Source organism: Candidatus Binatia bacterium, assembly GCA_036563615.1.
Lineage (GTDB): Bacteria > Desulfobacterota > Binatia > UBA12015 > UBA12015 > DATCMB01.
The window spans coordinates 244459-264301 of sequence record DATCMB010000009.1 but is presented as its reverse complement, the minus strand read 5'-3'; the positions used below and the strand labels follow the sequence as shown (position 1 = coordinate 264301).

Annotated in this window: 18 protein-coding genes; 7 read left to right on the top strand and 11 right to left on the bottom strand. The window is 72.6% G+C overall.

The window, feature by feature from the left end; all coding sequences use genetic code 11:
• The coding region (locus VIS07_08925; protein ID HEY8515624.1) for a pectate lyase at positions 1-1104 on the top strand (1104 nt) is incomplete at its 5' end.
• Here the strand turns inward: VIS07_08925 and VIS07_08920 are convergent.
• From VIS07_08920 to VIS07_08905, 4 genes are all read right to left on the bottom strand, one after another.
• Complete coding sequence (locus VIS07_08920) at positions 1101-2948, bottom strand: hypothetical protein (GenBank protein ID HEY8515623.1); 1848 nt, start codon at positions 2946-2948, stop codon at positions 1101-1103. The genes VIS07_08925 and VIS07_08920 overlap by 4 nt on opposite strands.
• A gap of 81 nt (positions 2949-3029) precedes the next feature.
• Positions 3030-4598: a hypothetical protein gene (locus VIS07_08915; protein HEY8515622.1), complete on the bottom strand. Its 1569-nt coding sequence runs from the start codon at positions 4596-4598 to the stop codon at positions 3030-3032.
• A 129-nt stretch (positions 4599-4727) separates the two neighbouring features.
• Positions 4728-4850: a hypothetical protein gene (locus VIS07_08910; protein ID HEY8515621.1), complete on the bottom strand. Its 123-nt coding sequence runs from the start codon at positions 4848-4850 to the stop codon at positions 4728-4730.
• A gap of 5 nt (positions 4851-4855) precedes the next feature.
• Positions 4856-5281, bottom strand: coding sequence for a hypothetical protein (locus tag VIS07_08905; GenBank protein ID HEY8515620.1), 426 nt, complete (start codon positions 5279-5281; stop codon positions 4856-4858).
• 969 nt (positions 5282-6250) lie between these two features.
• Here VIS07_08905 and VIS07_08900 point away from each other — a divergent pair.
• On the top strand, positions 6251-7249 hold the full coding sequence (locus VIS07_08900; GenBank protein HEY8515619.1) for an LLM class F420-dependent oxidoreductase: 999 nt from the start codon (positions 6251-6253) through the stop codon (positions 7247-7249).
• Between the two features lie 117 nt (positions 7250-7366).
• On the opposite strand, the gene VIS07_08895 is transcribed toward VIS07_08900, so the two are convergent.
• The 5 genes from VIS07_08895 to VIS07_08875 all read right to left on the bottom strand — a co-directional run bounded on the left by VIS07_08895 (position 7367) and on the right by VIS07_08875 (position 10574).
• A complete protein-coding gene (locus VIS07_08895; protein ID HEY8515618.1) occupies positions 7367-8002 on the bottom strand; it encodes a hypothetical protein in 636 nt (211 codons plus the stop codon).
• Complete coding sequence (locus VIS07_08890) at positions 7999-8259, bottom strand: hypothetical protein (protein ID HEY8515617.1); 261 nt, start codon at positions 8257-8259, stop codon at positions 7999-8001. Before VIS07_08890 ends, VIS07_08895 begins: the two co-directional genes overlap by 4 nt.
• 92 nt (positions 8260-8351) lie before the next feature.
• Positions 8352-8870 carry a chromate transporter gene (locus tag VIS07_08885; protein HEY8515616.1) on the bottom strand — a complete coding sequence of 173 codons (519 nt, stop codon included), beginning with the start codon at positions 8868-8870 and terminating at the stop codon, positions 8352-8354.
• Positions 8867-9670 carry a chromate transporter gene (locus VIS07_08880; protein ID HEY8515615.1) on the bottom strand — a complete coding sequence of 268 codons (804 nt, stop codon included), beginning with the start codon at positions 9668-9670 and terminating at the stop codon, positions 8867-8869. The genes VIS07_08885 and VIS07_08880 overlap by 4 nt, the downstream gene beginning before the upstream one ends.
• Positions 9660-10574 carry a hypothetical protein gene (locus VIS07_08875; GenBank protein ID HEY8515614.1) on the bottom strand — a complete coding sequence of 305 codons (915 nt, stop codon included), beginning with the start codon at positions 10572-10574 and terminating at the stop codon, positions 9660-9662. The genes VIS07_08880 and VIS07_08875 overlap by 11 nt, the downstream gene beginning before the upstream one ends.
• A 109-nt stretch (positions 10575-10683) precedes the next feature.
• Here VIS07_08875 and VIS07_08870 point away from each other — a divergent pair, with 109 nt between their 5' ends.
• On the top strand, positions 10684-13029 hold the full coding sequence (locus VIS07_08870) for an FUSC family protein (protein ID HEY8515613.1): 2346 nt from the start codon (positions 10684-10686) through the stop codon (positions 13027-13029).
• Here VIS07_08870 and VIS07_08865 read toward each other — a convergent pair.
• Positions 13016-13825, bottom strand: coding sequence for an enoyl-CoA hydratase-related protein (locus tag VIS07_08865; protein HEY8515612.1), 810 nt, complete (start codon positions 13823-13825; stop codon positions 13016-13018). The two genes, VIS07_08870 and VIS07_08865, sit on opposite strands and share 14 nt — an antisense overlap.
• A 25-nt stretch (positions 13826-13850) precedes the next feature.
• Positions 13851-14582 carry a VOC family protein gene (locus VIS07_08860; protein ID HEY8515611.1) on the bottom strand — a complete coding sequence of 244 codons (732 nt, stop codon included), beginning with the start codon at positions 14580-14582 and terminating at the stop codon, positions 13851-13853.
• A 134-nt stretch (positions 14583-14716) separates the two neighbouring features.
• On the opposite strand from VIS07_08860, the gene VIS07_08855 reads away from it, so the two are divergent.
• From VIS07_08855 to VIS07_08840, 4 genes are all read left to right on the top strand, one after another.
• Positions 14717-15724, top strand: a complete 1008-nt coding sequence (locus tag VIS07_08855; GenBank protein ID HEY8515610.1) for a glycosyltransferase family 2 protein — start codon at positions 14717-14719, stop codon at positions 15722-15724.
• Positions 15725-15849: 125 nt separating this feature from the next.
• On the top strand, positions 15850-17352 hold the full coding sequence (locus tag VIS07_08850) for a transglutaminase domain-containing protein (protein ID HEY8515609.1): 1503 nt from the start codon (positions 15850-15852) through the stop codon (positions 17350-17352).
• On the top strand, positions 17349-18119 hold the full coding sequence (locus VIS07_08845) for an ABC transporter ATP-binding protein (GenBank protein HEY8515608.1): 771 nt from the start codon (positions 17349-17351) through the stop codon (positions 18117-18119). Before VIS07_08850 ends, VIS07_08845 begins: the two co-directional genes overlap by 4 nt.
• The gene (locus VIS07_08840; protein ID HEY8515607.1) at positions 18119-19843 is read left to right on the top strand and encodes a hypothetical protein; all 1725 of its coding nucleotides are present in this window, start codon (positions 18119-18121) and stop codon (positions 19841-19843) included. The genes VIS07_08845 and VIS07_08840 overlap by 1 nt, the downstream gene beginning before the upstream one ends.

Sequence of the window (19843 nt, the reverse complement as noted above, 5' to 3'; positions counted from 1 at the left end):
GTGCTGCGCAGCCCCGGCACGCCCGCCGCGGGTCTGGTGCTGCTCGCCGCGTACCGCGTGACCGGCGAGCCACGGCTGCTCGACGCTGCGCGCCGCGCCGGCGACCTCTTGGTCGCGACCCAGCTGTCGTCGGGCGGCTGGGCGTCGGAGATGCCGGTGCACGGCAAGCGCCTCGCGTGGTGGTTCCGGCTGCTGAACCGCTGGACGGCGCTCGACGACGACGTCACCTCGGGCGCGGCGCGCTTCCTCGCGGAGCTCTACGACGCGACCGGCGAGCGCTCGTACCGCGACGCCGCCGAGCGCGCCTTCGACCTGCTGCTCGCCGCGCAGCTTCCGGAGGGCGGCTGGCCGCTCACCTGGCGCGTGCCGCGCTTCCTGCGCTTCGTGTCGCCGAGCTTCGAGGACCTGCCGAGCACCAACGACGCCGCGACATCCGGTCCGATCGAGGCGCTGCTCGTCGGCGCGCGCGTGCTCGGCCGACCGGACCTGCTCGCCGCGGCGGAGCGCGGCGGCGCGTGGCTGCTGCGCGTGCAGGGCGCGCGACCGCAGGCCGCGTGGGCGCAGCAGTACGAGGCCGACGGCCGCCCCGCTCCGGGACGCCGCTTCGAGCCGCCGGGCTACGCCGCGTGGGAGTCGCGCGAGATGCTCGACGCGCTCCTCGCGCTCGCGCGCGCGACCGGCGACCGGCGCTGGTGCGCCGCCGTGCCGGACGCCGTCGGCTGGTTCGTGCGCTCGGCGATCGCGCCGGGCTGCTGGGCGCGGCTCTACGCGCCGGGCGACAACCGTCCGCTGTTCGTCGCGCGCGACGGCGAGCTGGTCGACGACCCGGCGCGCGCGAAGCGCCCGTACAAGTGGACCGGCGACTTCGGCATCCCGGGGCTGCTCGCCTCGCTCGGCCTCGACGCGAGCGGCGCGCCGCTCGTCCCCGGCGAGCCGCTGCCGCCGCGGCGCATTCCGGGCGACGCCGGCGCCTGCCCGCAGACCGTGCCCGCGACGCTCACCGAGCGCGACGCGCCGCCGAACCCGCGCGCCCGCATCGCGCGCGCCGCGGCGCTGCTCGCCGAGCACGAGCCGCTCGACAACCCCTGTCGCGCGCCCTTCTAGGGCAGCGACCCGGCGACGCAGATGAAGCCGATCCCGGCCTCCTGGAGGCACACGAGGTTCCCGCAGCAGAACGGCTCCGCGCCGGGGTCGCACTGGGCCCCGGCCGGCAGGCAGATCGGGATCGGCGTGGGCGTCGGCGTCGGGCTCGCGCTCGGCGTCGGGCTCGGCGTTCCGTCGGGCGTCGGCGTCGCGGCCGTCGTGGTCGGCGTCGGCGTTGCGGTCGGCGTCGGACTCGGCTCCGGAGTCGGCGTCGGCGTCTCGTCGGGCGTCGGCGTCGGGGTCGGCGCGCCGGGCGGCGCCATGCAGAAGCCGCACTGCTGAGTCTCGGTGTCGCAGCCGTCCGCCGCGACGCAGACGCCCGGACACGACACCTCGCCACCGAGCGTCAAGCACGAGCCGCGCGGATCGTTGACGCAGCAGCGGTCGCCGGAGCACGGCAGCTGCATCGGGCCACCGCAGCCCTGCGTCGGCAGCTCCTCGCCGGCGCCGATCGCGTAGCAGACGCACTCGTCGACGAAGGCGTTGAACGGCATGCAGATGCCGCGCGCCGTCGCGTCGCCGACCGGGTAGTCGCACTCGGTGCCGCACTGCTCGGACGCGCTCGTGCAGCCGATGCACGAGGTCGGCACCTCCTCGACGAGGCAGGCGCAGCCGAAGTCCTCGACGTCGACCACGCGACCCTGCACGTTCTCGCAGGAGCCGAGCTGCGGCACGAAGCAGACCGCGTCCTCGGGGCACGCGCCCGCCGGACGCGCGGTCGCGCCCTGCCCGCTCGACTCCGTGCCGTTCTCGCCCTCGAGGACGAACTCGCTCGAGGCGATCGACGGCGGATCCGACGTGCGGCCGATCACCAGGATCTCCGGATCCGACTGCGGCGCCGCGGGCAGGCCCTCGGGCGGCAGGAAGAAGCTCGCCTGCAGCGCGACGTCGTCGTTGATCAGCGTCCAGCCGGTCTGCGCGCACTCGGCGGCGGTCGTCGCGCACGCCGACGCGCCCTGGCAGCTGAAGCGCATGATGCTCGTCGGGTCGGAGAGCGTGCCCGTCGAGTCCTCGCGCTCGGTGCAGTAGACGAACGCCGGCGGCGAGCCGTCGGCCTGGTAGACGTTGCCGGTCACCGACAAGAACCTACGCCCGAGGCCGCCCTCGGAGAGGATCACCGGCTCGAGGCTGTAGGAGATCGCCCAGCGCTCGCTGCCGACGTCCTTGCTGACGAGGTAGTTCATGCGGTCCGCCGACAGCGTCGCGCCGCGCGGGTTCGCCTGCGCCCAGGCGCTGCGCGGACGCGCGAGCTGCGCGCCGCGCGTCACCGCGAAGCGCCGCGCCTCGGCGAGCGCCGCCGACAGACGCGCGATCAGGTCGTCGAGGAAGGCGTCGGCCTCGTCCGAGTGAACGCCTCCCGCCGCCGAGCCGTTGCCGTCCGGCGGCAGGAAGAAGCTCGCCGGCACGCGAACGTCGTCGTCGATCAGCGTCCAGCCGGTGCGCGCGCACTCCTCGGCGGTGGTGGTGCAGGCGTCGCCGCCGCTGCACGACAGGCGGAAGACGCTTTCCGGATCCTCGAGCGAGCCGGTCGAGTCCGCACGCACGAAGCAGGTGACGAAGCTCGCGGGCCCGCCGTCGCTGCGGAAGATGTTGCCCGTGATGTTGGTGATGGCGCGGACGCTGCGAGCGTAGAGATTGAGATTGATGGTCCAGCGCTCGGGACCGAGGTCCTTGTTGACCAGGTAGCTGCGGAAGTCCGGCGACAGCGTCGAGCCGGCATCCTGACCCAGCGCCGGCTGCGCCGACGTCACGAGCGCGACCATGGCGGCGAGCGACGCCGCGGCGAACCACGACCGACCAGGCATGACCCACCTCCCATCGGGGCACGCGGGCGGAGGTCCGCCCCACCCCACGTGCCCTCCGCTTAGGTCAGTCCGTCAAGAACGTCAATCGCCGCTGAAGCAGGAGCCGTTGCCGACCGTGCACACGCCCGGGCACTCGACGAGGCCGCCCAGCGTGTCGCACGAGCCGCGCGGGTCGGTCGCGCAGCAACCGCCGTCCGGGCAGACGGCGTGCAGCACGCCGCCGCAGCCCTGCACCGTCTGCTGCTGGCCCGCGCCGACCGCGAAGCAGGCGCACTCCTCGCTCTCGTAGTCGAATGGCAGACACGTGCCGCGCGCGGTGGCGTTGCCCGCCTGGAACTCGCAGGCGGCGCCGCACTGACCGGTCGCGCCACCGCCGCAGCCGATGCACGACGGCGACGGATCGGTGATCTGGCAGCCGCAGCCGAAGCCCTCGACGTTCACCACGACGCCCTCGACGTCCGTGCACGAGCCGAGCGTCGCGACCGAGCACACCACGCCCTCGGGGCAGGCGCCGGCCGGTCCGTCCGCGGCGATGCTCTGCGCCGTCGAAAATTCCTGCACGACGATCGACGGCGGATCCGACGTCCGGCCGATGACCAGGATCTCGGGATCGGACTGCGGCGTCGCGGGCAGGCCCTCGGGCGGCAGGAAGAAGCTCGCCTGCAGCGCGACGTTCTCGTTGATCAGCGTCCAGCCGGTCTGCGCGCACTCGGCGGCGGTGGTCTCGCACGCGCTCGCGCCCGAGCAGGCGAAGCGGAACTCGCTCGTCGGGTCCTCGAGCGTGCCGCCCGAGCCCTCGTTGATCACGCAGTAGACGAAGCTCGGCGGGCTGCCGTCGGACTGGTAGACGTTGCCGGTCACGCTCAGCACGCGATTCACCACCAGACCGTCCTCGCTGAGCGTCGGCTCGAGGCTGAACGAGATCGACCAGCGCTCGCTGCCGACGTCCTTGGTGACCAGGTAGTTCAGCCGGTCGGGGGTGAGCGTCGCGCCGCGCGCGGCGCCGGCCTGGGCGAACGCGGCCTGCGGCCGCAGGAAGGCGAAGTCGTAGTCGCGCTGCGCGACGACCCAGCGCCGGAAGTCGTCGAGCGCTTCGCGCGCGTAGGCGACGAGACGCTCGATCACCCCGACCTCGGCCGCCGGCGCGCGCGGCGGCGACCATCCCGCCGCGCCGAGGGCGGCGCGCGCGACGCCGTCCGAAGGCGGCAGCGTGCCGAGGCCGTCCGGCGGCAGGAAGAAGCTCGCCGGCACCGGTACGTCGTCGGAGATCAGCACCCAGCTCTGGCGAGCGCAGTCCTCCGCGGTCGTCGCGCACGCGTCGGTGCCGCTGCACGAGAAGCGGAAGATGCTGTCGGGGTCGGTGAGCGTGCCGGTCGAGTCGGCGCGCACGAGACACGAGACGAAACTCGCCGGACCGCCGTCGCTGCGGAAGATGTTGCCGGTGACGTTGATGACGTCGTTCGGGTCCTGCGAGAAGAGGTTCAGGTTGATCGTCCAGCGCTCGGCGCCGAGGTCCTTGTTGACGAGGTAGCTCTGCAGGTCGGGCGACAGCGTCGATCCCGACGGCGTCTGCGCGAGCGCACCCGCAGCCCCGCCCAGCACGACGAGGGCGAGCGTCAAGCAACCAGCGACCATGCGACCTGGCGACATGGGGAGTCCTCCTCTTGCGCGAGGCGACGGTCGCGGCGCAGGCGAGCCGTCCGGCCATCGCGTGCGTCGGGCGCAGACTAGAGCAGCGCTCGAAGGTTGACGCAACGTGGACCGGACGGCGTGATCGCGCTAGCTGCGCTCGCTCGGGACGCAGAGGGTGCGCTGTGCGTTGCGCACCTCGATGGTCAGCGCGCCGAGCTCGCTCGTGAGCTCGATCGTGCCCGGCGGACGGAACGCGGGCTGACCGGGCACCTGGCTCAGCTTGTAGCAGGCGAGGTACGGAAGCCCCGTTCGTCGAGCGTGACGTCGTCGGCGTCGTCGCCGGCGAGGTGCGCCTCCGCCTGCACGCAGAGCGTCTGCTGACCCGCGCCAGGGCGGAAGCGGACGGTCTGCTCGCCGAAGCGGTTGCGGATCGTCAGGTCGGGAGGCGTGACCGGCCGCTCGTCCGAGAGCGGGCGCAGCGCGTAGCACGCGAGCTGCGTCGGATCCTCAACCGGGGCGTCGTCGATCGACGCCGGGTTGCAGAGCTGCCGCTCGCGCCCGACGTCGCCGACGAGCACGTCGAACTCGTCCTCGATGCGGACGCCGGGGATCTTCGTGAAGCGTGGCGTGCCGGTCTTGGTGCGCACGACGTAGCACTTGTGGTCGCCGACCGGGCCGACCGGCTCGCCGCCTGCGACCACCTCGACGCCGATCGAGGCGCTCGACTCGAGAGGTCCGACGTGCCGGCGAAGCGCGCGTGCAGCGTCTTCGTGCCGGCGAAGCCCGCGTTCACCAGGAAGAGCGGATTGCCCTCGGTACGGAGGTGGATCGCGCGGGCGAGCTCGCGCAGCGGGGCCTGCGCCTCGGGCAGCCCCGGCAGGCGCACCATTAAATTAAATAGGAAGCGACGTCGTCCTCGCCGAGGAACGGGAGCGGCAGCTCGCTCGATGCACTGCCCCGACGCGATCCGCACGTCGCGACGCTTCCCGACCGCGCGCAGGAAGGCCTCGACCAGCGTCGTCTTGCCGATCCCGGGCTCGCCGGTGACGAACACGATCTGCCGCGCGCCCCCGAGCGCGTCTTCGAGATGTCGGTGGAACGTCGCGAGCTCCGCGCGGCGTCCGACGAGCGCGCCGCCCTCGTGGCGCTCGCCGCGGCGTCGCTCGCCTTCGCCTTCGGTCGCGATCGCGACGGGGGCGATCCAGGGGTAGCCGCGTTGCGGGATCGTCTGCACGAAGCGCGGCGCGTGCCGGCTCTCGCGCAGTGCTTGACGGATCTCCCAGACGTACACCTTGAGCACGCCCGACGTGACGCGGAGGCCCGGCCACAGCGCCGCGCGCAGATCCTCGTGCGTGCAGACCTCGCCCGCGTGCTCGACCAGGTAGCGCAGCACCGCCGCCGCCTTGGGGCGCAGCCGCCGCACCCGTCCTCCCGAGGTCAGCGTCCCCGTTCTCGCGCCGAGCTCGAAGGGAGGAAGCCCGAGCACCGGATCCGGCATGGGGCGAGGCGGCGAACGTACTGCGATCGTCGAACGGCGGTCAATGCAAAGTTCGCGACCTTCGCGATCGCACCGCGCGCGACGCACGAGCGACAGCCGGTACGCACGTCCCCGGACGCGTAGGCGCGCCGCGCGCTTTCCAATCCGCGATGCAGCGGATAAGCAGCCCGCCATGAAGCTCGGACTGATGGTCGGCTACTGGATGTTCGGACCGCAGGATCCCACGGCGCTCGCGCAGGAGGCGGAGCGGCTCGGCTACGACTCGGTGTGGACGGCCGAGGCCTACGGCTCGGACGCGATCACGCCGCTCGCCTGGATCGGCGCGCGCACCTCGAAGATCAAGCTCGGCACCGGCATCCTGCAGATCTCGGCGCGCACGCCGGCCTGCGTCGCGATGACCGTGATGACGCTCGACCATCTGACCGGCGGCCGGGTGATCCTCGGCCTCGGCGTGTCCGGGCCGCAGGTCGTCGAGGGCTGGTACGGGCAGCCGTTCCCGAAGCCGCTCGGGCGCACGCGCGAGTTCATCACACTGCTGCGCACGATGCTGCGCCGTGAAGGTCCGGTGACCTTCAAGGGCAAGCACTACCAGCTGCCGTACGAGGGCGGCACCGGGCTCGGCAAGCCGCTCAAGCTGATCACCAAGCCGCTGCGCAGCCACGTGCCGATCTACCTCGGCGCCGAGGGACCGAAGAACATCGCGCTCGCGGCCGAGCTCTGCGACGGCTGGCTGCCGCTCTACTACACGCCGTTCCGCCCCGAGGTGTACGCCGACCCGCTCGCCACCGCGAAGCCGGGCTTCGAGATCGCGTGCCCCGTCACCATCAACGTGCACGACGACGTCAAGCAAGCGCTGCTGCCCGTCAAGTACATGCTCGCGTTCTACATCGGCGGCATGGGCGCGAAGGAGAAGAACTTCCACGCCAACCTCGTGCGCCGCATGGGCTACGAGGAGGCGGCGGACAAGATCCAGGAGCTGTTCTTCGCCGGCAAGCGCGACGAGGCCGCCGCTGCGGTGCCCGACGAGTTCGCCGACGAGATCTCGCTGGTCGGCCCGAAGGAGCGCATCCGCGAGCGCCTGCAGGTGTGGAAGAAGAGTCCGGTGACGACGATCCTCGCCGCGACGTCGGACATCAACGCGCTGCGCGTGCTCGCCGAAGCGGCCGCCTGACGCGGACGAGCGCGGCCCGACGGCCGGGCGCCGTGCTCGACGCGCGTCGCGCAGGGCGCGGCGCGGCCGACGTGCGCCGCCCGCGCCGCCGGGGAGCGAGCGCTCCCCGGCGATTCGCTACTTGATGCAGCCCTGGTTGCTCGTGCCGAAGGTGTCGTTGCGCCAGCGGGTGCCGCCGCAGTCCGCGGCGTCGTCGACCAGATCTCGCTCGGCGTCGCCGAGCGCCGTCGAACGGGCCACGGCGGTCGCGCGCGCCGAGGACGACACCCGGATGCCTCGAGCGCAGCCTTCCGCGCGGCTCTGCAGCACCCGGTTCCGTTCGCCCTGCACGAGAAAGCCGTCGCGGAGCGCATCCTTCGCGGTGCAGCGCTGCACGACCGCCCAGGGCGCGGTTCTGCCGCAGCAGCGCCTTGTCCCGATCACCCGGAAGCCCGTGAACTCGAAGCCGCTCGCGGCGTTCCGCTCGAGGCGGCTTTTCTCGTCGATCTCGAAGCCGCCCTGGTTGCCGGTCGCGAGGTTGCCCAGCAGGACGTTCGCCTCGTGCCGCGCACGACGAAGGCCGTCCGACCGCCGAGCATGACCGAAACGTCCTGCACGCGGTTGCGGTCGCTCTCGACGCTGACGCCGTCGCTCGCCGTGAAGAGCACCGACACGCCCTCGACCACGTGGCGACCGGTGCCGAGCAGCTGCAGGCCGACCCGGCAGCCGCGCACGGTGCCGTTGCGCAGCACCGCGCGCGCCGTCGAGCTTCACGCCCGTGGCCGTGACGACGCCGTTGCCGTTGCGATCGACGCAGTCGATCGTGAGCCGTTCAGATCGACCACCGCGGGGCCGTTCACCACGAGCTCGGCCTCCTGGTCGTCGCAACTCAGGTTGCCCTGCAGGACGACGTGCGCGCCCTTCGCGACCACGTCGCCGCAGCGCAGCTGCGCCGCCGCGGGCGGCGCCCCGAGGAGCGTCGCCGCCAGGAGCCAGGCGCCCGACCAAAGGACGAAAGCCTTCGTTCTCACGATCCTTCTCCCCCCTTCGTCCGGCTCGTGCCGTTTCGACGGGAAGGGCGTGAGACGGAGCCTCACGTCGTGGGGCTCGCCGTGCGGAGCGCTCAGCCCCCGACGACCCAGCTCGCGACGCCGCCCGCGAGGATCAGGAACACCGGGTTGATGTGGCGCACGAGCAGGATCACGGTCACCACGACGGCGATCACGGCCGTGGTCGGCCCCGCGATCACCGCCTTCGCCAGCACCCAGGTGCCGGCGAGCATCAGGCCGATCGTGAGCGGCGCGAGCCCGCGCTGCAGCGCGACCTTCCAGGGCGAGTCCGCGAAGCGATCCCACACACGCCCGGTGGCGAACATCACCACCCCCGCGGGCAGGAAGAAGCCGACGAGCGCCGCGAGCGCGCCCGGCAAGCCGGCGACGCGGTAGCCGATCACCGACACCATCAGCATGTTCGGCCCGGGCGCGAGCTGGCCGAGGCTGTAGATCTGGCCGAACTGCTCGGCGCTGAGCCAGTGGTGCGAGGTCACGGTCAGCGCTTTCATCTCGGGCAGCACCGCGGTGCCGCCGCCGACCGCCATCAGCGACAGCGCGCCGAACACCCAGAGGATCGTCAGCAGCGTCATCGCGGGCTCTCGTCGGGTGCGCTCGCCGCGCCGGCGCCGCTCGTGCCGCCCGCAGCGCCCGCCGCGCCACTCGTGCCGTCCGCGGCGCCCGGGCCGCCGCTCGTCGCGCCCGGCTCGCTCGCCGCGCCAGCGCCGCGGCGCGGCCGGTAGAGCCACACGCCGAGCGGACCGATCGTCAGCAGCGCGATCGGCAGCGGCACGCGCAGAACGCCGATCACGACGAAGGTCAGCACGATCAGCGACAGGTCGAGCGGCTTCACGAGCTGCTTGCGGCCGATCTGCAGCGTGGTCGCGAGCGTCAAGCCGACCGCCGCCGCGCCGACGCCGCCCAGCACCAGCGCGACGTCGGGCAGATGATGATGCCCCGCGTACAGCACGCCGAGCAGCAGCACGATCACCGAGCCCGGCAGCATCATGCCGAGGCAGGCGACCAGCGCGCCCGGCACGCCGCGCAGACGCTCGCCGACGTAGACGCTCATGTTGGTCGCGTTGAGACCGGGAAGCGTCTGCGCGAGCTCGAGCCCGGAGAGGAAGGTCTCGTCGTCGAGCCAGCGCTCGCGCACCACCAGTGCTTGACGCAGGTAGGCGACGACGCCGCCGCCGAAGCTGGTCGCGCCGAGCACCAGGAAGACGCGGAACAGCCGCCACAGCGAGGGGCACTCGCCGACCGCCGGCGCGGGCGCCGCTTGCGCCGCGAGCGAGCCGTCGCCCTGCGTCGCCGCGGCCTTCGCGGCGCGGGTCTCCTCGGCGCCGCCCGGACCCTCGTGCGCCTCGGGCCGGCGCAGCAGCTCATTCCTCATGGTCGATCTTCTTGCCGGACAGCGCGTAGGCGAGCGCCGTCTTGGTGCTGCCGAGGTCGACCCAGGCGCCGGTCTCGCGCTGCAGCAGGCGGTAGAAGCGCTCCGAGCGGTGCTTCGGGCGCGGGTGCATGCGCCCGTAGTGCTTGAACGCGGTCTCGAACGCGAACTCGCCGATCAGCACGCGACCGGTCTCGCGCTCGCGCCACACCGCGATGTCGGCCTTGGCGTTGCGCCCGCCGCCGAAGTGGATGACGCCGAGCTCGAACAGGACCTCCTCGATGCCGACCTTGCTGACCGGGGCGATGCGCGTCCCCTTCGCGAGCTTCACCGCGGCGAGCGACGGGAAGATGCGCGTGAAGTCGCCGAGCGTCGTGCCGAGCTTCATCGCCTGATTCTTGAGCTGGCAGGTGTGCGAGAAGACGCTGCGCATGCCGCCGAGCTGGCTCGCGACCAGCAGCAGCTCCTCCTTGAACTTCATGATCCCGGGCAGCCCCTTCGCGCAGGCGACCGAGGTGCGCCACGCGAGGTCGGGGTCGGGATGGCGGAACTTGAGCGTGAGCTCGAACTTCTCGCCCGGCTCGCCCTTCTTGTACGGCGTCCGCCGGCGCAGGATGTACGAGCGGCGGTAGAGGTCGAAGCGCGGCGTGTCGAAGAACGTCACCTCGCGCACGCGCGGCACGTCGCTGCGCGGGCTCTCGTCGATCAGCGCCGGCACCTGACGCGCGACCGACTTGGCGAGCTTCCAGTAGTCGCGGGCGTCGCGCTCGAGGTCCGAGAAGGCCTCGGGCTTCAGCAGGATCTTGAACTCACGGAAGTGGATCGCCTCGAAGATCGCGTCGAGGTCGAGCGGCGCCTCTCCCTGGCGCTTCTTGCGGGTGAACTTTCCGGACGTCTCGTGTCCCAATGCTCCTCCGATCGCGGACGGACGTGTGCACCATCTTGTCGGCCGTCGCAATCAGCGAAGTTAGCGTGAGCGGTCGAAGTCGGGTTCGCCGTCGTGCTACCGAACCCGGGTGAGCGAGCCGGCGGCGCGGCGCCCCTCCCTGCTGACCTTCCTGCGCGCGGAGCTGCCGCCGGATCCCGAGCGCTGGCGCGAGGCGCTGGTGGTCGGGCTCGCGTGCACGGTCGCGCTCGGCGCGTCGGCGACGCTGCAGCTCATGAGCTTCGCCGCGCCGGTGTTCGCGCTGCTCGCGCTGCAGCGCTCGACGGTCTGCACCTGGAGCAACTTCGTGCGCCGCGCCGCGCTGTGCATCGTCGCGGGGGTCGTCGCGATCTCGATCGGCGGTCTGCTGGTGCAGATTCCGTGGCTCCTGCTGCCGATCTTCTTCCTCGCGATCGCGCTGCTCACCTACGGCGTGCCGATGACGCGTCAGCCGCTGGAGGCGGCGTCGATCGCGTTTCCGCTCATCGGAGCCTGCTTCACCGGCACGTACGACCCCGCATCGATCACGACCTCCACCGGGACGCTCGTCTGCGCGGAGCTGATCGGGGTCTTCGTCGCGACCGCGTTCGCGCAGGCGTCGCGCCAGCTCAGCGCGCGCAGGCGCCTCGGCGCGTCGCTCGCCGCGAGCTACGAGCGCTCGCGCGCGCGGCTCGCGCAGAGCCTCGAGCGCTACCTCGCGGCGGCGCCGCCGCCGACCGGCGAGGCGCAGGTCGACTCGGCGTTCGGCATGCACGTGCAGCTCCTCGACCTCGCGCGTCAGGAAGGCTTGAGCGCCGCGACCGACCGCCTCTTCGCAACGCTGACCACCGCGGCCGAGCGCGTCGCGACCTACGTCGGCGCGGTCGACACGCTGTCGCGCGAGGACGTCGGGCGACGCTGCCGCGCGCTCCTCGAGCCGGAGCTGAGGCCGCTCGCCGCGGCGATCGACGCGGCGCTCGTGCGCTTCATCGCCGCCGCCCACCACATGAGCGAGCACGACGCGATCGACGAGCGCGCGGCGGCGGTGCCGTGGCCCGACCTCGACGGGCTCGTCGCGACGCTGCGCGCGCGCCAGCTCGAGCTGCGCCGCGAGGGCGCGTTCGCCGGCGTCGACGTCGCGGAAGGGATGAACGTCAACGCGGTCGTGCAGTCGCTCGTGCAGCTCGCCGACGTCCTGCACACGCCACCCGGCGAGCTGCATCGCTTCGCGGTCGAGGAGCAGATCGAGGAGCCGCCGACGTGGCCGTGGAGCCTGCTGCCGATCGACCGCTTCGCGCTGCGCTTCGCCTTGCAGGTCGCGCTCGGCGCGACGATCGCGTTCGTGGTCGGCGTCGCCTCGCACGTCCCCGAGCTCTCGACGCTGCTCTGGAACCCCGTGCTGGTCGCGCAGTCGAGCTACGGCGCGACGATCCGCAAGGCGTGGCTGCGCCTGCTCGGCGTCATCGTCGGCGGCGCGCTCGCGATCGTGACGATCGTCGCGGTGCTGGCGAACAGCAACGACGTCGCGGTCTGGCTCGCGATCGTGCTCCTCGTCACGACCTGCTTCCAGCACGCGGTGCTCGCGCGGCCGACGTACTGGTACGGGCCGCTGCAGGCGCTCGTCACCTACTTCTTCGTGCTGGTCGGCATCGGACCCGAGCTCCACGTCGAGGCGCCGCTGTGGCGCGCCTTCGGCACCTTCGTCGGCACGGCGATCCTGTTCACCGTCTTCCGCCTGATCGCGCCCGACTACGCGGGGCGCCAGCTCGTCGCGCGCCTCGCCGACCTGCTGCGGATGACGCTCGTCTACCTGCCGAAGCCCGGCGTGCCGCTCGCGCCGCTCGACGAGCTGATCGCTGCGCGCCTCGCGGTCGGCCGCCACGCCGACGACCTCCTGCGGCTCACCGACGAGGCGCGGCTCGAAGGGCGCGCGAGCGGCATCGAGCCCGGCGCGGCGGTCAGCGCGGTCGGCATCGCGCTGCGCGTGTCGCTGCGCGCGGGGCTCGTCGCGCGCGGCCGCGCCACGATCGCCTGGCCGCCGCTCCCCGACGCGGGACGCGATGTGCTCGAGCGGCTGCACGAGGCCGTGCGTCAGCGCATCGCGCTCGCGCTCGAGATGCTCGAGGCGCGCGACACCGCGGCACCGCCGGGGACGCGCGCCTTCGACGCCGCCTGCGCTCGCGCGCGCGAGCTCGACCGGCGCATGCGCCCCGACGTCGAGCGCGCGCTCGCGGACGCGGTCGCCTACCTCGACGCCGCGCGCACGCGCGAGCTCGCGGACTGGTCGGCGGAAGCGCTCGCCCAGCTCTTCGCCGAGGTCGAGCACTTCCGCCGCATCATCGAGCTGCTGCCGCGCCTCGACACGGCGCTCGCGGAGCTGCTCGTTCCAGAGACGCAGCGGGGCACGGACGACGCCACCTCCGGCGCGCTCGTGCCGGACGGCCTCACGCGTCCTTGAAGCGCGCCTCGCGCTTCTCGAGGAACGCCATCACGCCCTCGCGGAAGTCCGGCGACTGCGCGGCGAGGATCTGGTTGCGGTCCTCCATCGCGATCACCTGCTCGAGGCTGCCGGCGTCGAGCGCGTGCTTGAGGCACTCCTTGGTGAGCTTCAGGCCGAGCGGCGAGTTGCGCAGCATGCGCTGCGCGAGCTCGCGCGCGGCGGCCTCGAGCTGGTCGTCGGGGACGACACGCGACACGAGACCTGTGCGCTCGGCGCGCGCGGCGTCGATGAAGTCGCCCGTCAAGAGCAGCTCGGCGGCGACCGTCGCGCCGACGATGCGCGGCAGGAAGTAGCTCACGCCGACGTCGCAGGCCGACAGTCCCAGACGGATGAACGCGGCGTTCATCCGCGCCGACTCGCCGGCGATGCGCACGTCGGCCGCGAGCGCCATCGCGAAGCCGCCGCCGCACGCGGGTCCGTGCACCGCGGCGATGATCGGCTGCGGCGCGCGCCGCATCAGCATGACGATCTCGCTCACGCGACGCTGGCCGCGGAGCCCGCCCCAGATCGAGCCCGAGCCGCCACCCGCGCCTCCGCCCGAGGAGTGCTCCTTCAGGTCGAGCCCGGCGCAGAACGCGCGGCCCGCGCCGCGCATCACGACGACGCGGGTCTCGCGGTCGTCGATCAGGGTGCGGAAGAACTCGCTGACCTCCTCGATCAGCTTCGCGTTCATGCTGTTGAGCGCGTCGGGACGGTTCAGCGTCAGCCACGTGAGGTGGCCCTCGCGGTCGATCTTCAGCGTCTCGTACGTCATGTGCTTCTCCTTCGAGGGTGCGCGCTCAGCGTGCGCCGCCGGTGGACGGCAGCGCCTCGATGAGCAAGGTCGGTACGCCTGCGGTCTGCGAGCGAACGGTCGCGACGCGCGTGCCGGGCTTGTTGCCGTCGCGCACCTCGCTCACGTCGAAGCCGTCGGCGAGCAGCCGCTCGCGCCACGCGTCGAGGCCGGCGACGCGGTAGGCGATCCCGTGCAGCGTGTCGTCGCCGTCCGCGCGCGCGCCGAGCGGGCTCACCACCTCGAGCGTCACGCCCGCCGTGCGGAAGAACAGCATGCGCAGCCCGCGTCCAGGGAACTCGCGGTCGAGCGCCAGGCGCAGGCGCAGCGTATCGCGCCACAGCGCGAGCGCGCGCTCGGCGTCGGGCGTGTTGACCACGACGTGGTCGATCGCGAGCACGCCGGGCGGCGCGTCCGCGGGGAGCTCGGCGTAGGCGTCGGGATCGGCGCCGGGCGGGAGCGGCGCGTCGGTCGCGACGTCGAGGCCGTGGAAGCGGACGCGGCGCGCGGCGGCGAGCGCCTGCTCGTCGGGGCGCGCGATCGCGAAGCGCAGCGCCAGCGCGCCCGGCGCGCCGGCGACGATCTCGACCGCGCCGCGGGTGAGCGCGAAGCGGCTTACGCCGTCGGCCGTGTTCCGGGGTGCGACGCCGAGCAGCTGCGCGTACGCGCGCGCGGCGCCCGACGGGTCGTCGCTCGCGACCCGCACGGCGTCGAAACGAAGGACCTGGCGCAGCGACATTGCGCCATGCTCGCGCATCGCCGGGCCGGCGACAAACGCCCGTCGCGCGCGTGGCGGCGTGCGTGGGTCGCTCGCGACGTGCGTGCGCGGCGCGCGTGTGCGACGTCCGCAGGGATGCGCTCCGGGAGTCGACGGTGTCCGCACCGCTGATCTCGATCCTGCTGCCGGCCTACGACGCCGCAGGCACCCTGCCCGCGTGCCTGCGCAGCATCGCGCGGCAGACCGAGCAGCGCTGGGAGTGCGTGATCGCGGACGACGGCTCGCGCGACGCGACGCTCGCGCTGGCGCGCGAGGCAGCGGCGCGCGACCCGCGCTTTCGCGTGCTGTCGTTCCCGCACCGCGGTCTGGTCGCGACGCTGAACGACGCCCTCCCGCACTGCCGAGGAAAGTTCGTCGCGCGCATGGACGCGGACGACGTCATGCACCGCGAGCGTCTCGCGGCACAGCTCGCGGCGCTCGAGCGCGCGCCTCGGCTCGCCGCGGTCGGCTGTCACGTACGAGTCTTTCCGCGCAGCGCGCTCGGGCCCGGGCTGCGGGCGTACGAGCGCTGGCTCAACTCGCTCACGAGCGCCGCGCAGGTGCGCGCCGACGCGCTCGTCGAGTCGCCGGTCGCGCACCCGACGCTCTTCGTCCGCAGCGAGGTGCTGCGCGCGTTCGGCTACCGCGACCTCGGCTGGCCGGAGGACTACGACCTCGTGCTGCGGCTCCTCGCCGCGGGGCACGAGGTCGGCGTGGTGCCGCGTCGTCTGGTCTGCTGGCGCGAGCACGGTCGACGCTTGACGCACACCGCCGACGCCTACCGCATCGAGCGCTTCACGCTGCTCAAGGCGAGCTTCCTCGCCTCGAGCTTCCTCGCCGACGTCGACACCTACGTCCTCTGGGGCTACGGCCACACCGGCCGTGCGCTGCGCCGCGCGCTGCTCGCGCACGGCAAGCGGCCGTCGCACGTCGTCGAGCTGCACCCCGGGCGGCTCGGCCAGACGATCCACGGCGCGCCGGTCGTCCCGCCCGACGCGCTGCCCGCGCTCGCGCCGCGCCGGATCGTCGCCTCGGTCGCGGGCGCCGAGGCGCGCGGGCAGATCCGCGAGGCGCTGCGCGGCTGGGGCTTTCGCGAGCTCGTCGACTTCGTGTGCGCGGCGTGACGTGTCGGCTCTGCACGAACGCGCGCGCGACGCCGGCCGCTCGACCGCCGCGCCGCTGCGGCGAAGGAATTGCGTGAATCTGCCGATACCGTCATCGTCTCAGATCGTCCGAAGGAAGCGCGCGCGTGAAGCATCTGGTGACCGTCGCCGTCGTCGTCGTGTGGGTCGGGATGGTCGCCTGGCTGGTGCACAAGCAAGCGCCGCAGCAGACGGCATCGCTCGCCCCGCTCGCCGCGCTGCCCGACGGCGCGAGCCTCGAGCGCGAGGAGTGGTTCAGCGTCTTCCAGGGCGGGCAGAAGATCGGCTACTCGCACCGCGTCGTCGCGCGCACCGACGGCGGCTGGGCGCTCGGCGAGGACTCGAGCTTCAAGCTCGCGATGCTCGGCACGCTGCAGCACCTGCAGACGACGATGGCCGCGGAGACCGACGACGCGTTCGCGCTGCGCAGCTTTCGCTTCGGTCTGATCTCGCCGGCCGCGAGCTTCGCTGCGAGCGGCACGGTCGAGGACGACGTCCTCAAGGTGCGCTACGGCCCGACGGGCAGCGAGAGCTCGCTCGAGGTGCCGCTCGCCGAGCCGATCCACCTGCCGAGCACGCTGCGGCCGCGCCTCGTGCGCGCCAACGCACCCGACGGCACGAGCTTCACCGCGTCGGTGTTCAGCCCGCTGACCATGCGCAACGAGCCGATCACGCTCGTCGTCGAGGGACGCGAGACGCTGCGCGGACCCGACGGTCCGGTCGAGGCGCTGCGCATCAGCGAGAAGCACCAGGGGATCGCGGCGCGCGCCTGGCTCGCGCCGGACGGCTCGGTGCTGCGCGAGGAGGCGACGCTCGGCTTCACGCTCGAGCGCGCGGCGTCGCGTGACGACGCGCTCTCCGGCATCGACGCCGATGCGCCGATCGACCTCGTCGTCAAGACACGGATTCCGACGCAGGGACGGATCGCGGATCCGCGCGAGGCGGACTTTCTCGTGCTGCGCATGAAGGGCAACGCCGCGAAGCTCGTCCCCGACGATCCGCCGCGCCAGCGCGTCGAGGCCGACCTGCTGCGCATCACGCGCGAGAGCGTGCCGAGCGCGATGGCGCCCGGGCTACCGCCCGCAGGATCGGACCAGATCGAGATCGCCGCGTACACCGATCCGTCGCCGTTCGTCGAATCCGACGACCCGGCGATCGTCAGCCTCGCGCGCAACATCGTCGGCGACGAGACGGAGCCGGTCGCCGCGGCGAGAAAGCTCGTCGACTGGGTACACGAGAACGTCGCCAAGGAGCCGAGCCTGACCGTGCCGAGCGCGCGCGAGGTCGCGAAGGTGCTGCGCGGCGACTGCAACGAGCACGCCGTGCTCTTGACGGCGCTCGCGCGCGCGATCGGCATTCCGGCGCGCGTCGTCGCCGGCGCGGTCTACAGCCCGTTCGGCGTGGGCGGCGAGCCGGACCAGGACGGGTTCTACTATCACGCGTGGAGCGAGCTCTGGCTCGGCGGCTGGGTGAGCGCCGACGCGGTGTTCGGGCAGCTGCCGGCCGACGCGACGCACGTCAAGCTGCTGGAAGGGGGACCCGAGCGCCACCTCGCGCTCGCCGAGGTGATCGGGCAGCTGGAGCTCGCGGCGGAGGGGAGCAGGTCGTGATCGAGTTCCGCAAGCTGAAGAAGACCTACGGGCCGTTGACGGCGGTCGACGAGCTCGAGCTGACGATCGAAGAGGGCTGCGTGTTCGGCTTCATCGGCCGCAACGGCGCCGGCAAGACGACCACGATCCGCATGATGATGGGGCTCCTCGAGCCGAGCGCGGGCACGGTGCTGCTCGGCGGCCACGACATCCGCCGCGAGCCCGAGCGCGCGAAGGCGATCACCGGCTACCTGCCCGACCATCCGTACCTCTACGACAAGCTCACCGGCTACGAGTTCCTGCGCTTCGTGGGCGGGCTCTACGGCGTGCCCGAGCGCGAGCGCGACCTTCGCGCAGAGAAGCTGCTCGAGGACTTCGCGCTCACCGAGCGCGCGGGCGAGCTCGTCGAGACGTACTCGCACGGCATGAAGCAGCGCCTCGCGCTCGCCGCGGCCCTCTTGCACCGTCCGCGCATTCTGGTGCTCGACGAGCCGATGGTCGGCCTCGACCCGCAGGGCGCGCTCGATTTCCGTCGCCTGCTCGCGAAGCTCGCCGCCGAGGGCGCGACGATCTTTCTCTCGACCCACAGCTTGACGGTCGCCGAAGAGCTCTGCGACCGGATCGGCGTGCTCGACCGCGGGCGGCTGGTCGCGCTCGGCAACCTCGCCGAGCTGCGCGAGCGCGCGGCGTCGATGCCGGCCGCGCACCGGCTGCGCGACATGAACGGCGGCGCGACGCTCGAGATGGTGTTCCTGCAGCTGATCGGCGCGACCGAGGGCTCGTGGTGATGGCGGGCGAGGCCGTGGCTGCGTCGACGACCGCCCTGCCCGCGCCAGCGCTGCGCGGCATGCTCGCGCCGCGCTGGCTCGCGACCCGCAACGGGCTCAAGCGCGGCATCGTCCGCCCGATCGTGCTGTCGCTGCTGACGGCCGCGTTCTGGGTGGTCTGCTTCCTCTTCTTCGTCCGCGTCCTCTACTACTTCAACACGATCGGCGACTTCGGCCCGCTGCTGACGCAGCGTCTTCTGTCGCTGCTGCTGATGAGCTTCTTCGTGATCCTGCTCATCAGCAACACGGTCGCGGCGCTGACGACCTTTTATCTTGCCGACGAGGTGACGCTGCTGCTCGCGGCACCGGTGAGCTACCGTCGCCTGCACCACGCGCGCTTCGTCGAGACGCTGATCTCGTCGTCGTGGATGGTGCTGCTCTTCGGCCTGCCGGCGTTCCTCGCCTACGGCGTCGTCTACCGCGCGGGGGCGCAGTTCTACCTCGGCGCGGTCGCGATGATGCTGCCGTTCCTCGTCATCCCGGCGGCGATCGGCGTGATCGTGACGACGTGCCTCGTGCTGATCTTCCCGGCGCGCCGCGCGCGCGACGCGATGCTGGTCGGCGTCGGTCTCCTGATCGGTCTCGCGTTCCTCGGCGCGCGTCTGCTGCGGCCCGAGCGGCTCGCGGATCCGACGGGCCTCGTCGGCTTCACGGCGTTCCTCGTCGGCCTCGACGATCCGTCGCCGTACCTGCCGACGACGTGGGCGGCGAACGTGCTGATCCCGCTGCTGCGCGTCGAGGCGGGCGAGCCGCTGTTCTACCTCGGGATGCTGGCGAGCACCGGGGCGATGCTGTTCGTCCTCAGCGCGGCGCTGGTCGAGCGCGTGTACCTGAAGGCGTGGTCGGCGGCGCAGCAGGGGCGCATGCACGGCGCCGCCGGCGAGCGCACGCTGTCGCGCGTGCTGCGCGCGCTCGCGCGCCCGCTGCCGGGGACGCCGGGTCTGCTGCTGGTCAAGGACGTGACCGTCTTCCTGCGCGACGCGAGCCAGTGGTCGCAGCTCATCCTGCTGCTCGTCCTGGTCGTGATCTACGTCTACAATTTCACCGCGCTGCCGATCGGCGACGGCACGCCGCTCGCCACGGTGGTGCGCGACGTCGCGGCGCTGTGCAACCTCGGGCTCGCGGCGTTCGTCACCACCGCCGTCGCGGTGCGCTTCGTCTACCCGATGGTGAGCCTCGAGGGGCGCTCGTGGTGGATCCTGCGCACGGCGCCGGTGTCGCTCGAGAAGCTCTGGTGGAGCAAGTTCTGGATCGGCTACGTGCCACTCGTCGTCTTCGGGCTCGCGCTGGTCGGGATCACGAACCACCTGCTCGAGGTGCCGCGCGGCCTCACGTTGATCTTCGTCGCCACCATGCTGCCGCTGATCGCGGTGGTCGTGAGCCTCGGCCTCGCGTTCGGTGCGCTCTACCCGCGGCTCGACACGCAGAACGCGGCCCACATCGCGACCGGCTTCGGCGCGATCGTCTACATGGTCACCTGCCTCGGCTTCATCGCGCTGATCGTCGCTCTCGAAGCCTGGCCGGTGTCGCGTCTGTTCTGGCGCTCGAAGGCGTCGCTGCCCTTCGGCCCGATGCACGCGACGATCGTCGCGGTGCTGTTCGGCGTGACGGCCGCGGTGCTCGCCGCGACGTTCGTCGGCGCGCGCCGCGTCGGCCTGCGCGCGCTGCGTCGGCTGCAGGCCTGA